Here is a 13,089-nt window from a genome sequence, read left to right as displayed (position 1 = left end):
GGGCCACGACGCCGCGCGACGGCTGCGCCCCCTGACGAAGGAGAACGCCGACGCGTCAGCGGCGACGCCGATGCTGCCGATCCTGCAGTCGGTCCGGGCCGTGGTGTTCGACACCGACGGGGTCATCACCGACTCGGCCCGGGTGCACGCCGCCGCCTGGCAGACCGCATTCGACGCCTGCCTGCGGGCAGCGGGAGACGACCGCCCGTTCGACCCGGTGGAGGATTACCGGCGCTACGTCGACGGTAGGAGCCGCCTCGACGGCGCGGCCGCCTTCCTCGCCTCGCGCGACCTGCGGCTTCCCCTGGGCGATCCCGACGACCCGCCCGGAACGAGCACCGTGCAGGCGGTCACCGCCCGCAAGGAGCAACTGTTCACGCGGCAGCTGCGGTCAGGTGGCATCGCCGCCTGGCCGGGCACCGTGCGGGTACTGCACGCGCTGCGTGCCGCCGGTGTGCCCTGCGCCGCCGTATCCGCCTCCCGCCACGCGCCCGAACTCCTCGCGGGCGCGGGCGTACAGGACCTGTTCCGGACCGTGGTGGACGGCAAGGAAGCCGCCCGGTTGAAACTGGCGGGAAAACCCGACCCTGCACTGTTCCTGGAAGCCGCCCGTCGCCTGGGCGTACCCGCGGCGGAAGCGGCCGTGATCGAGGACGCTCTGGCGGGCGTGGAAGCGGGCCGGCGGGGCGGCTTCGGCCTGGTGGTCGGCGTCGACCGCACCGCGGGACCGACCAGCGCCACCGATCTGCGCGAACACGGCGCGAGCATCGTGGTCCGCGACCTGGCCGAACTGCTGATCGGTGGAGGAAGCTGACGATGCCGGACCGGACCTGGAACTATGAGGGATACGACCCAGCGCAGGAGCGGCTGCGCGAATCGCTGTGCACCCTCGGCAACGGCTACTTCGCCACCCGCGGCGCCGCCCCCGAGGAGGAGGCGGGCACCGCGCACTATCCGGGGACCTACGCGGCGGGCTGTTACAACCGGCTGACCTCGAACATATCCGGACGTACGGTCGAGAACGAGGACATCGTCAACCTGCCGAACTGGCTGCCGCTGCGCTTTCGCGCCCGTGACGCGGCCTCCGACCCGGATCCCGACGGCGGCACCGCGCCCGGCCCCTGGTTCTCCCCCGACGACGGTTCGCTGCTGGAGTACCGACAGGTCCTGGATCTGCGCCAGGGAACGCTGACGCGACGGATGCGGCTGTGTGACGTGCGGGGCCGCCGGATCACCGTGGTGCAGTCCCGACTCGTGCACATGGGCGATCCACATCTGGCCGCCCTGCGAACCGAGTTCACCGCCGAGGGCTGGGCAGGCGAGCTGGAGGTGGAATCCGCCCTCGACGGCGATGTCACCAACTCGGGCGTCGACCGCTATCGCGATCTGAACGGCCGGCACCTCGGCCGCTGGCACACCGGGGTCACCGCGCCGGACACCGTGTGGCTGGAGTGCCGCACCACCACCTCCGACATCCTCATCGCGTTGGCCGCCCGAACCCAGGTGGCCGGCAGCATCCCCACCTCGGTACGGCTCGTCGCAGGGGACCGCACCGCCACCCATGCGCTGAGGCTGCCGATCGCGCCCGACGCCCCTGTCGTCGTCGAGAAGACCGTCGGCCTGCACACGTCGCGCGATCCGGCGATCAGCGATCCGCTGCACGCGGCCATCGGCCGGGTGCGGCGGGCCGGCGACTTCACCACGTTGCTCGCGTCCCACGAAGCCGCGTGGGAGCGCCTGTGGCAGCGGGCGGAGCTGGAGGTGCCGGGCGAGGCCGGGGAGGTGCTGCGGCTGCATCTGTTCCATGTGCTGCAGACCCTCTCCCCGCACACCGTCGATCTCGATGCAGGCGTGCCGGCCCGCGGGTTGCACGGCGAGGCCTACCGCGGCCATGTCTTCTGGGACGAACTGTTCGTCCTGCCCTTTCTGAACCTGCATCTCCCGGAGGTCTCCCGGGCCCTGTTGTCCTACCGCTACCGGCGGCTGGGCCAGGCGTGCCGGTCGGCGACCGCGGCCGGCCGGACCGGCGCCATGTATCCGTGGCAGAGCGGAAGCGACGGCCGCGAGGAGACCCAGACACTGCACCTGAATCCCCGGTCGGGACGGTGGCTGCCCGATCACTCACGCCTCCAGCACCATGTCGGTTCGGCGATCGCCTACAACGTCGTGCAGTACTGCCAGGCCAGCGGGGACACCGAGTTCCTGCACACGGCGGGCGCGGAGATGCTGTTGCAGATCGCCCGCTTCTGGGCGGACAGGGCGGTCTGGGACAAGGAATACGGCCGTTACCGGATCCGCGGCGTGGTCGGCCCGGACGAATACCACGACGCGTACCCCGGTGCCGCAGAGCCAGGCCTCGACGACAACGCGTACACCAATGTGACCGCCGCCTGGGTCCTGGCCCGCGCTCTGGAACTCGCCACGAGCCTGCCGGCCCCACGCCGCCAGGCGCTGTTCGAGCGCATCGGGCTGGACACGGGAGAACTCAAACTCTGGGAGGACGTCTCGCACCGGCTGCGGGTGCCCTTCCATCGCGGGATCATCAGCCAGTTCGAGGGCTATGGCGACCTGGCCGAACTGGACTGGGACGGCTACCGTGCCCGGCACGGCGACATCCGGCGCCTCGACCGGATCCTGGAGGCCGAGGGCGACACCGTCAACGGGTACCAGGCGTCGAAGCAGGCCGACGTTCTGATGCTCGGCTACCTCTTCTCACCGGCCGAACTCACCACGCTCTTCCGACGCCTCGGGTACGGACTCGACGACGACACCTGGCGCACGACCGTCGACTACTACCTGCGCAGAACGAGCCACGGTTCGACCCTCAGCGGGCTGGTCCACGGATGGGTACTGGCCCGGGCCCGCCGAGCCGGCGCCTGGAAGTACTGCCAGGAAGCGCTCACAGGCGACGTTGCCGACCTTCAGGGCGGCACCACCGCCGAGGGCATCCACCTGGGCGCCATGGCCGGCACGCTCGACCTCGTCCAGCGCGGTCTGACCGGACTGGAACTCCGCGAGGACGAGCTGTCACTCGACCCGGCGCCGCTCCCGGAACTGTCGGAATACGGCCTCTCCATCCGCTACCGAAGCCATTGGGGCATCGGGCTGACCATGCACGCCGGAAGCCTGAGCATCAACGTTCCGCCGTCCGACGAGCCTCCCGTCCGCATCCGGCTCGCGGGCCGCGCCCTCACCCTCGCCCCGGGAACCTCCCGCACCCTCCAGCTGCCCGCGGACGGGATGGGGTGCGGTGGCGGTGAGACCACCTGTGAGCCCATCGAACACTGAAGGGGCGGTGCGGGCGGGGCGGGGGGATCGTCACTTTCCGTGACCAGCTTGCAACATCATCGTACCCGGGCCGCCCTGCCGCCGGCTGAGGACGTTCGGCCCCTGCCCGCGTCCGCGCCCCGGGGTGAGGATGAGAGGGCAGGCAGGAACGACGGTCGACCAAAGCGGCGAAGCGCGACCACGCCTGCACACGTCGAAGACCGCGGAGCCGCGGAAACGGACAGTGCGATGTCCACGACACACTCCATTCTTGACACGCTGACCACCGCACACCGTGACCGGCTGATGGCGCTGTCCAGACCGGTCGCCTTTCCCGCGGGCGCACGGATCTTCGACGCCGACCAGGCCGCTGAACGCTTCTGGGTCCTGGACCGCGGCGAGGTGACCCTGGACCTGCACGTCCCCGGACGGCAGGCAGCCGTGGTGCAGACCGTCTCGGCGGGCGAACTCCTCGGCTGGTCCTGGCTGTTCCCGCCGTTCCGGTGGCAACTCGGCGCCCAGGCACACACCGCCGTGCAGGCCACCGAGTTCCCGGCGGCGGCGGTCCGTGAACTGTGTGCTGCCGATCCCGCTCTGGGACATGAGTTCGTCCTGCTCTGCGCCGCGGTCATCGGAGACCGGCTGCACTCCACGCGCACCCGGCTGCTCGACCTGTACGGCCCCTTCGGCGTGAACCACGGCGCCTCCGTATCGGTGGGCGGTCCGGAGGACGACAGCTGACACCGGAACTGACACCGAACCCGGGGACCCACCGACATCACCAGGGAAGCGATTGGCCATGAACCAGCAGACGAGAACAGACGCCGCTTCCGTCAGTCACCGGCCTGTCGGAGACATGGGACGGCGCATGGCATTGCGTCGCGAGCAACTGGGCCTCACCCGCGAACAGGTGGCCGACCTGGCAGGTATGGCCACTCCCTATCTGGAGTACCTGGAGCAACAGCCGACCGCAGTCCCCAGCGCGGTCCTCCTCCTCAGCCTCGCCGACGCGCTGCAGACCACGGTGTCCGAGCTGCGCGGGGGCGGCACGGATCTGCCACCCGGCCTCGGAAAGGCGGCGCGCCATCCGGAACTGGTGGAGATGACGCCGGAAGAATGCCGAGCACGGCTGTCCACACACGGGGTGGGACGCGTTGCCGTGACCGGGGACGACGGTCCCGCCATCGTCCCCGTCAACTACCAGATGGCGGACGGATCGCTGGTCTTCAGAACATCGCCGGGATCCGCGCCCGCACTGTCCATCGGGGCCCGGGTCGCCTTCGAGGTGGATCACATCGACGAGGCGTTGAGCCAGGGATGGAGCGTGCTCGTCGTCGGCAACGCCGAACATGTCACGGACCCGGACACTGTCCGGCACCTCATCGAACGGACCCACAGCGGGCCATGGGCCGGCGGCGACCGCGCCATGTGGGTGCGGATCGCCCCGGACCGGATCACCGGACGCCGGATTCACGTCCGTTGACCCCGTCGGTCACCCGGAGCCGCGCACGCTCAACGGGCTGCGGCCGGGGCACAGCTGCTGACCGTGGGCAGCCTGCGGCACGGCACCTCCGCCGGCCCAGCTCAGCAGCCGGGCCGGCGGAGGTCATCAGCGCCCGACTGCCGCGTCCGCCCCGGCCGTCATCCCGCTGCTCGTATCCGAAGAATCGCCGGGGACGACGACCGTTCCGGCGTCGCCCGTGAGTACCGCCGCGGCGTCGTCGAGCGATCCGATGGCGGCTGTTCTGCCGGTGGCCCCGACGAAGTGCCGACAGGCCGCGATCTTGGGTCCCATGGAGCCTGCGGGGAAGTGCAGCGCTGCCAAACCGTCCAGGGCCAGCCGGCGCAGTGGGGTGGCCTGCGGGGTGCCGAAGCCCTCCATCACCGCGGGCACGTCCGTCAGGATCAGCAGTCGGTCGGCCTTGACGGCCACCGCGAGAAGAGCGGCCGTAGCGTCCTTGTCGACCACCGCCTCGACACCCTTCGACTGACCGGTACCGTCCTGGGTGACCGGGATACCGCCGCCTCCCCCGCAGATGACGGTCGCTTCGTGGTCGAGCAACAGGTCGATCGATTCCTGCTCGATGATCCGCAGTGGTTCGGGTGAGGCGACGACCCGGCGCCATCGGTCGCCGTCCACTGCGATCGTCCAGCCGTGCCGGTCGGCGAGCTGCTGGGCCTGCCGGTGCGGGTATCCCGGCCCGACGAACTTCGTCGGGGTCGCGAAGGCGGGGTCCGACGGGTCGACGAGCGTCTGGGTGACCAGGCTCATGACCGGCTTGATCACCCCCGCGTTGCGCAGCGATTGGGCCAGCCAGTAACCGATCATGCCCTGGGTCTGCGCGACCAGTGCGTCGAACGGGTACGGGTGCGTCAGTTCGCGGTCGTTCTCGCTCTCCAGGGAGAGCATCCCGACCTGGGGACCGTTGCCGTGGCAGATGATCAGCTGGTGCTCCAGTGCCAGCCGCGCGAGTGCCTGGGCGGCGGCTCGGATGTGGTCGACCTGCACGGTGGCATCGGGCCTCTCACCGCGCCGCAGCAGTGCGTTGCCGCCGATCGCGACCACGATGCGCATCTCAGGCACCCAGCGCGGCGACGAGGACGGCCTTGATGGTGTGCAGGCGGTTCTCGGCCTGGTCGAAGACCACTGAGCGCGGCGACTCGAAGACCTCGTCGGTGACTTCCGCCCCGTCGAGGCCGAAGCGGTCGAACAGCCGCCGGCCGAGCTGCGTGCTGCGATCGTGGACGGACGGCAGACAGTGGAGGAACTTCGTGTCGGGCTTGCCGGAGGCCAGCAGCACCTTCTCGGTGACCCGGTAGGGCAGCAGTTGCGGTATGCGGGTACTCCACTGCTCGTCCGACTCCCCCATGCTGACCCAGACATCGGTGTAGACGAAGTCGGCGCCCGCCACGCCCTGCTCGACGTCCTCGGTCACCATCACCCGTGCCCCGCTGGTCACCGCGAGCCGGTCCGCTTCAGCGATCACGTCGTCCGGGGGCCACAGGTCGCGCGGTGCGGCGATGCGGACGTCCATGCCGAGCAGTGCCCCGGTGATCAGCAGGGAGCGGGCCACGTTGTTGCGGCCGTCGCCCAGGAAGCAGTAGGCGATCTCCTCGACGGGGCCGGCATGGTGTTCGGTCATGGTGAGGACGTCGGCGAGCATCTGGGTCGGGTGCCATTCGTCGGTGAGCCCGTTCCACACCGGGACGCCGGCGTGGTCGGCCAGTTCCTCCACGGTGTCCTGGGCGAATCCGCGGAACTCGATACCGTCGAACATCCGGCCCAGCACCCGGGCGGTGTCACGGATCGACTCCTCACGTCCGATGTGGGATCCCTCCGGGCCCAGGTAGCTGACATGTGCGCCCTGGTCGTGAGCAGCGACCTCGAACGCGCAGCGGGTGCGCGTGGAGCTCTTCTCGAAGACCAGCGCGATGTTCCTGCCCTCCAGCTGGGGGCGCTCGGAGCCGTTCGCCTTGGCTGCCTTGAGCTGCCCGGCCGCGGTGATCAGCGCCAGGAATCCCGACTTGTCGAGGTCGAGTTCCTTCAGGAGGGAGCCGGGCCGGTGGTGGGTGGCGGTCGTGGGCGTCGACGTAGGCATGGGGGAAGTCCTCACAGGGGGCTGATCGTGGATGGTGGCGGATTCGCCGGGGCACGGGTCGCGGGGTGGGTCAGATTCCGTCGCGCTGGGTGGGGCAGGTCATGCAGCGTGCGCCGCCCCGGCCGCGGCCCAGTTCGCTGCCAGGGATGCTGATGACCTCGATGCCGTTGTCCCGGAGCATCGCGTTGGTCACGGTGTTGCGTTCGTAGCCGACCACGACCCCGGGTGCGACGGTGAGGAAGTTGTTGGCGTCGTCCCACTGCTCGCGTTCGGCCGCCCGAGCGTCCTCATCGGCGGACAGCACCCTGATCTTGTCCAGGCCCAGGGCGTCGGCGATGGTGGCGAACAGGTCGTCGCGCTGCTCGACGTGCAGGCCGCCGGTGTCGTGCTCGACGGTCTCCTGCGGGTCGGCGGGGACGATCACCCAGGTACGCAGGGCCTTCGGGTCGAGGTAGGGATAGCGGACGAAGGTGTCGACGTCGATCATCGTCAGCACGGTGTCCAGGTGCATGAAGGCGTGCGATTTGGGGAGCTGGACGGCGATCACGGTGCTGGCCTGTCCGCTGCGGAAGAGCTCGCGGGCCAGGATCTCCACGCCCGTCGGAGTGCTCCGCTCCCCCATCCCGATCAGGACGACACCTCGGCCCAGGACGTGGATGTCGCCACCTTCGAGGGTGGCCGGCTGGTGGTTGGTGTCGTCGTTGCCGTAGTACACCGGGAAGGTCGCGTCCGCGAACAACGGGTGGAACGTGTACACGGCACGGCTGTGCAGGGACTCGCGCTGCCGGGCGGCCTTGGCCATCGGGTTGATCGTGACGCCTCCGTAGATCCAGGCCGAGTTGTCGCGCTGGAACAGCGTGTTGGGCAGCGGCGCGAGGACGAAGTCGTCCAGTTCCAGGCTCTGCCAGCGCAGGCTGCGCACCCGCAGGGGCGACAGGTCGGCGCGGGTCACTCCGCCGATGAGCAGTTCGGCCAGCGTCGCCGGGTCCGCCTCGTCGGCGAGCCGTCGCAGGGGTGTCGCCAGGGTCGGGCCCACCAGTTCCGGGGTGCAGATGCGGTCCAGAACGAAGGCCCGTGCCTCCGGGCGCTCCAGCGTCCGGGCGAGGAGTTGGTCGAAGTGGTGGACCGTCGTGCCGCGGTCGCGGAGTACTTGGACGAAGGTGTCGTGCTCCTCGCGGGCCTTGGCGGCCCACAGCACGTCGTCGAAGAGCAGTTCGTCGCAGTTGCCGGGCGTCAGGCGGTTCAGCTCCAGCCCGGGGCGGTGGACGATGGCCTCGCGCAGCGGGCCGACTTCGGAATGCACGCCGAGGGTGCGGGTCATGGTGGTCTCCTTGATGTGCGGCGAAGGTCGGGCGCCGGTTCCGGAAGGTGTCAGGGGCCGGGTCACGTCGTGTGCCCCACTGGGGTGTCCGCCGGAGCCGCGGGTGGGAGCGGGACCGCGCCTGCGACGGAGGGCTCACCGTCCGGGATGACGGGGGTCTCGCCGTACTCGTTGCGTGCGGCCTTGAGCCAGATGTAGACCGGCAGACCGAGGAGCAGGCAGAACAGCCCGTAGTAGACGGCCTGGTAGCCGCTGCCGGCGAGGGACCAGAACGAGAAGGCCAGGGCGACGGCGGACACCCCGCAGTCGCGGAACAGGTGCGGCCACCGGGTCTGGCGCCCGCGGGTGAGCAGCCAGTACAGCTGGGCGCCGGCGCTGAAGATGTAGGGGATCACGGCGGTGACCACGGACAGCAGGACGAGGGTGGTGAAGACCTTCTCGAACTGGCTGTAACTGACGGCGGTCAGGACGGAGGCGAGCAGCGTCGAGCTGATGATCCCGAATGCCGGGACGCCCTTACGGGTGCGACCGAAGGCGGCCGGGAACAGGCGGTCCTTGGCCGCGGCCATCGGCATCTCGGCGACGATGAGGGTCCAGCCGATCAGGGCGCCCAGTCCGGAGACGATCGCGGCGACCGCAACGGACTGGCCGGCCCATCGGCCGCCGAAGATGGCATCCGCCGAGTCCGTGAACGGCGCGGCCGACTTCTGCAGAGCCGCGTTGGAGACGGTGCCGAACACCGTCACCGTGCCCAGGATGTAGACGACCGCGCAGCCGACGGTGCCGAGGATCGTTGCCCGGCCCACGTTGCGCTGCGGGTCCCGTACCCGTCCTGCGGCCACCGATGCGGTCTCGATCCCGAGATAGCTGAACAGGGCGATGGCCGCGGCGGCGGAGATCGCGGCACCGGCGGAGGTGCCGCTGGCGTTGAAGGCGCCGAAGTTGTGCGCCTTGATGAACAGCAGCCCGACGGTGGCCATGAACAGCAGTGGCACGAACTTCAGCACGGTGGTGACGATCTGGGTGACCGCCATGTTCCGGATACCGGAGAGGTTGATGACCGCCGGTATCCACAGTCCGACCATGGCGATGACGATCGACCAGGTCTTGGCGTGGCCGGTGTTCCAGAACACCTCCACGTACCCGACCCAGGCCACGACGATGGCCGCGTTGCCCGCCCACGCCGTGATCCAGTAGGACCACGCGTTGAGGAAGCCGGCGAAGTCGCCGAAGGCGTCCCGGGCGTAGACGTAGGGGCCGCCGGATCCCCGCACCCGTTTGGACAGCGCACCGAACGTGAAGGCCAGTGCCAGCGCGCCGACGGTGACCAGCACGAACGCGACCAGGCTGATCGGCCCGTACGGAGCCAGCGCGGTCGGCAGGGCGAACACCCCGGTACCGATCACGGAACCGATGACCAGCGCGGTCGCGGTCGGCAGTCCGAACATCCCCTTCCTCGGTTCCTGGTTTGGAAGGTCGGACTTCGTATCGTTGTCAGCCGGCGGGTTGTTGGTCATCTCAGGCACGGATCTTCCTCACTTCTGAACACGGTCGCGGTCGGCGGACTACTTGCTGATCGCGCGAGGAACGCCGTTGGAGGAGACGGCCGGGGTGTCGGCTGTCGTGATGTCCACGAACGCGGGCTCGGTGGCAGGTTCCGCTTCCGTGTTCCTGGCCGTCGGCGGGACGACCGGGATCGCCGCCGCGGTCTCACGGGCGAGGAAGGAGCCGAGTTCACCGATGGTGCTCATCAGCGGGGCCGGGAAGACGACGGTGGTGTTCTTGTCCACGCCGATCTCCACCAGGCTCTGCAGGTTGCGCAGTTGCAGGGCCAGCGGGTGGGCCATCATCACGTCCGAGGCGTCACCGAGGGCCGCGGCGGCCAGCGACTCGCCCTCAGCGTTGATGATCTTCGCGCGCTTCTCCCGCTCGGCCTCGGCCTGACGGGCCATCGCCCGCTTCATGCTGTCGGGCAGCTGAATGTCCTTCAGCTCCACCAGCGTCACCTGGACGCCCCACTCGACCGTCGTGACGTCGAGGATCTCGCGGATGTCCAGGTTGATCGTGTCCGTCTCGGACAGCGTCTCGTCCAGGGTGTGCTGTCCCACGACCTTGCGCAGCGTGGTCTGCGCGATCTGGTCGATCGCCGCGTACACGTTCTCGATGGCGACGACGGACTTCACCGGGTCGACCACCCGGAAGTAAGCGACCGCGGACACATCGACGCTGACGTTGTCGCGGGTGATGATGCCCTGCGACTGGATCGGCATGGTGACGATCCGCAGCGACACCCGGTGCAGGACGTCGACGAACGGAATGATCAGCCGCAGACCGGGCTTGCGCTCGCCCAGCACCCGGCCGAGCCGGAACAGCACCCCCTGCTCGTACTGCTTGACGATCTTCACGGCCATCGCACAGATCAGCAGGAGGAGCAGGACCACGACAGTAATGATCAGGACGGGCATGGCGTGCCTCGGTTCGATTGGCGGGCGAGAGCGTCGCTGGCGGCCGTGGTCCTCAGGCCTGCCGGTGCGTCTCGCCACTTCAGAGCACGGCCGGATCGCCGTCTGCCCTCATCCTGATGCGGGTTCGAGCCGGGCTGGAGGGCCCGCCGGGACCAGAAGGAGGGCCATTGGTCCCGCAGGTGGGAGGAGTGAACGGCTGATGGTCCTGCCCGCCCTCTGCCCCCAGGCCATCACCCCGGCACCCCCTTCGCTCCGAGGGACAAAGGTCCCTGGACCTGGGTACCGGACAGCCCACGACGGCGGTGACCCTCGTGGCGTTGGCTGGGGATCCAGCATCGGACCGCACACCTGTCGATCAGGCGGAGCGGGCTCCGACGCATCGGTCCCAGCGCTCTGGGCGGCATCAAAGGGGAACCAGCACATGGACACAGCACGGCACACCCGGGCCTATCTGGTCGGCGGCGGCATCGGAGCACTCGCGGCAGCGGTGTTCCTGATCCGTGACAGCGGCCTCCAGGGCGAGAACATCCACATCCTGGAGGAACTCCCCATCGCCGGCGGTTCCCTGGACGGCGGCGGTGGCCCGGAAACTGGTTATGTGACGCGTGGCGGGCGGATGCTGGAAGAGGAGGCGTACGTCTGCCTCTGGAACCTGCTGGAGACCATCCCCACGCTGGACGACGAGAACGTCTCCGTGCTGCAGGAGACGCGGGAGTTCAACCGGCAGACCGTCACCGGCGCCAAGGCCCGGCTCATCGCCGGTGATCACTCCATCCTCGACGCGGCTCAACTCGGGTTCAACACGCGTGACCGGGTCGACCTGGCCCGCCTTCTGGCACTCCCGGAGTCCGTGATCGGCCCCCGCCGGATCGAGGACTTCTTCTCACAGCACTTCTTCGACACGAACTTCTGGGCCATGTGGCGCACCACCTTCGCCTTCCAGAACTGGCACAGCGCCATCGAACTCAAGCGGTACTTCCTGCGCTTCATGCAGGAGTTCCCGCGGATCCACACTCTCGCCGGAGTGCGGCGCACCCGTCTCAACCAGTACGACTCCCTGGTCCGCCCGGTGCAGAAGTGGCTGGAGAGCCGCGGTGTACGCATCGAGTACGGCGTGACGGTGACCAACGTGGACTTCGTCGGGGACATCGGTGACCGGCGCGCGTCACGGATCGAGTTCCAGCAGAACGGCAGCAACGGTGGTTACGACCTCGGCCCGGAGGACTACGCGTTCATCACGCTCGGCTCGATGACCGCCGACAGCACGTACGGCGATGACGACACCGCCCCCGAGCTGATCCGCGACAAGCGCGACGGCGGCTGGACGCTGTGGGAGACCCTGGCCCGCAAGGCGGAGGACTTCGGCCGCCCCAGTTCCTTCAACGCCGACGTCGACGAGGCCAAATGGGAGTCCTTCACCCTCACGATGCGAAGCCCGGCACTGCTGAAACGGATCGAGGAGTTCTCCGGCAACGCGCCCGGTACCGGCGGCCTGATGACGTTCAAGGACTCCAACTGGCTGATGTCCATCGTGGTGCCCTCCCAGCCGCACTTCGACGGCCAGCCCGACGACGTCTTCACCCTCTGGGGCTACGGCCTGTTCGTCGACAACGAGGGCGAGAACACCGGGAAGAAGATGTCGGAGGCTACCGGCCAGGAGATCCTCACCGAGCTCCTCGGCCACCTCGGCTTCCAGGACATCGCGCAGGAAGTCGCCGCGACCACGACGGTGAGAACCGTGATGATGCCGTACATCACCAGCCAGTTCGAGCGCCGCAGCGTTCGGGACAGGCCGCTGGTGATCCCCGCGGGAGCGGCGAACTTCGCCTTCCTCGGGCAGTTCGTCGAGATTCCCGAGGACGTGGTGTTCACCGTCGAGTACTCGGTCCGCGGTGCCATGCACGCCGTGTACGGGCTGCTGGACGTGGACAAGGAGATCCCGGGCATCTACCACGCCCTCTCCGACCCGAAGGCCGCCTTCGAGGCGCTGAAGACCGCTTTCAGCTGAGGAGACGCGGCCGGTTCGGCCAGGCACTCCGACGTCACGGACCTCTCTCCGCGATGCGGGCCGGTTGGACCCCTGTACCGGGTCCGAGTGGCCCAAGCGGCCGGCACCGGTGCCGGGCCAGGCTGTACCTGAGGGACTGCGGAACGGACACCGGCCCGCCGGCCCGTTCCCACGGCACGCGGGCCGAGGTCCCCCGGCGGAAGCCGCAGCAGGACGCCGGACGCATTCGATGAAGGGAACGATCACATCGTGGTCACCGCGCACCGCAGACAGGGCCTGCTGGGACCTCAGCTCGGCCCGGTCACCACTCTGCTGCACCACTCCCACTGCCCGGTCCTGCTCGTCCCCGAGACACCACAAGGCTCGTTGCCCGGCCCATCGCACAGCTGAGTCAGGCCCACTGAACGGCGCGTCGACGGCGGGGCCGCT

The 13,089-nt window shown here is 69.2% G+C and carries 10 protein-coding genes and 1 pseudogene; 6 read left to right on the top strand and 5 right to left on the bottom strand.

The window, feature by feature from the left end; genetic code table 11:
* The first annotated feature begins 70 nt into the window (after positions 1 to 70).
* The 4 genes from C8250_RS40630 (at position 71) to C8250_RS40615 (ending at position 4,750) form a co-directional block, all read left to right on the top strand.
* A complete protein-coding gene (locus C8250_RS40630; RefSeq protein WP_138352089.1) occupies positions 71 to 814 on the top strand; it encodes an HAD-IA family hydrolase in 744 nt (247 codons plus the stop codon).
* 2 nt (positions 815 to 816) lie between these two features.
* Positions 817 to 3,288, top strand: a complete 2,472-nt coding sequence (locus tag C8250_RS40625) for a glycosyl hydrolase family 65 protein (RefSeq protein WP_138351980.1) — start codon at positions 817 to 819, stop codon at positions 3,286 to 3,288.
* A gap of 228 nt (positions 3,289 to 3,516) precedes the next feature.
* Positions 3,517 to 4,008 (top strand): cyclic nucleotide-binding domain-containing protein, encoded by a 492-nt coding sequence (locus C8250_RS40620; protein WP_138351981.1) that lies wholly within the window; start codon positions 3,517 to 3,519, stop codon positions 4,006 to 4,008.
* A gap of 127 nt (positions 4,009 to 4,135) precedes the next feature.
* Entirely contained in the window at positions 4,136 to 4,750 is a 615-nt protein-coding gene (locus C8250_RS40615) for a pyridoxamine 5'-phosphate oxidase family protein (protein WP_232486254.1), read from the top strand.
* Positions 4,751 to 4,876: 126 nt separating this feature from the next.
* Here the strand turns inward: C8250_RS40615 and C8250_RS40610 are convergent, their stop codons facing one another.
* The 5 genes from C8250_RS40610 to C8250_RS40590 form a co-directional block, all read right to left on the bottom strand.
* Positions 4,877 to 5,842, bottom strand: a complete 966-nt coding sequence (locus C8250_RS40610; RefSeq protein WP_138351983.1) for a carbamate kinase — start codon at positions 5,840 to 5,842, stop codon at positions 4,877 to 4,879.
* A 1-nt stretch (position 5,843) separates the two neighbouring features.
* Positions 5,844 to 6,866 (bottom strand): ornithine carbamoyltransferase, encoded by a 1,023-nt coding sequence (argF, locus tag C8250_RS40605; RefSeq protein WP_138351984.1) that lies wholly within the window; start codon positions 6,864 to 6,866, stop codon positions 5,844 to 5,846.
* A 70-nt stretch (positions 6,867 to 6,936) separates the two neighbouring features.
* The gene (locus C8250_RS40600) at positions 6,937 to 8,187 is read right to left on the bottom strand and encodes an arginine deiminase (protein ID WP_138351985.1); all 1,251 of its coding nucleotides are present in this window, start codon (positions 8,185 to 8,187) and stop codon (positions 6,937 to 6,939) included.
* Between the two features lie 62 nt (positions 8,188 to 8,249).
* A complete protein-coding gene (locus C8250_RS40595; protein WP_198359471.1) occupies positions 8,250 to 9,635 on the bottom strand; it encodes an amino acid permease in 1,386 nt (461 codons plus the stop codon).
* A gap of 117 nt (positions 9,636 to 9,752) precedes the next feature.
* Entirely contained in the window at positions 9,753 to 10,652 is a 900-nt protein-coding gene (locus tag C8250_RS40590) for a slipin family protein (protein WP_138351986.1), read from the bottom strand.
* Positions 10,653 to 11,073: 421 nt separating this feature from the next.
* Here C8250_RS40590 and C8250_RS40585 point away from each other — a divergent pair, with 421 nt between their 5' ends.
* Together C8250_RS40585 and C8250_RS40580 are read left to right on the top strand one after the other, a co-directional pair.
* Complete coding sequence (locus tag C8250_RS40585; RefSeq protein ID WP_138351987.1) at positions 11,074 to 12,660, top strand: oleate hydratase; 1,587 nt, start codon at positions 11,074 to 11,076, stop codon at positions 12,658 to 12,660.
* Positions 12,661 to 12,900: 240 nt separating this feature from the next.
* Positions 12,901 to 13,050: pseudogene (locus C8250_RS40580) on the top strand (universal stress protein); the annotation flags it as partial.
* Between the last annotated feature and the right edge of the window lie 39 nt (positions 13,051 to 13,089).

Origin of the sequence: Streptomyces sp. So13.3 (genome assembly GCF_005860785.2) — a bacterium.
GTDB lineage: Bacteria > Actinomycetota > Actinomycetes > Streptomycetales > Streptomycetaceae > Actinacidiphila > Actinacidiphila fildesensis.
Note: the sequence above shows the minus strand (reverse complement) of the source record. Positions and strands in the feature narration are given on the sequence as shown.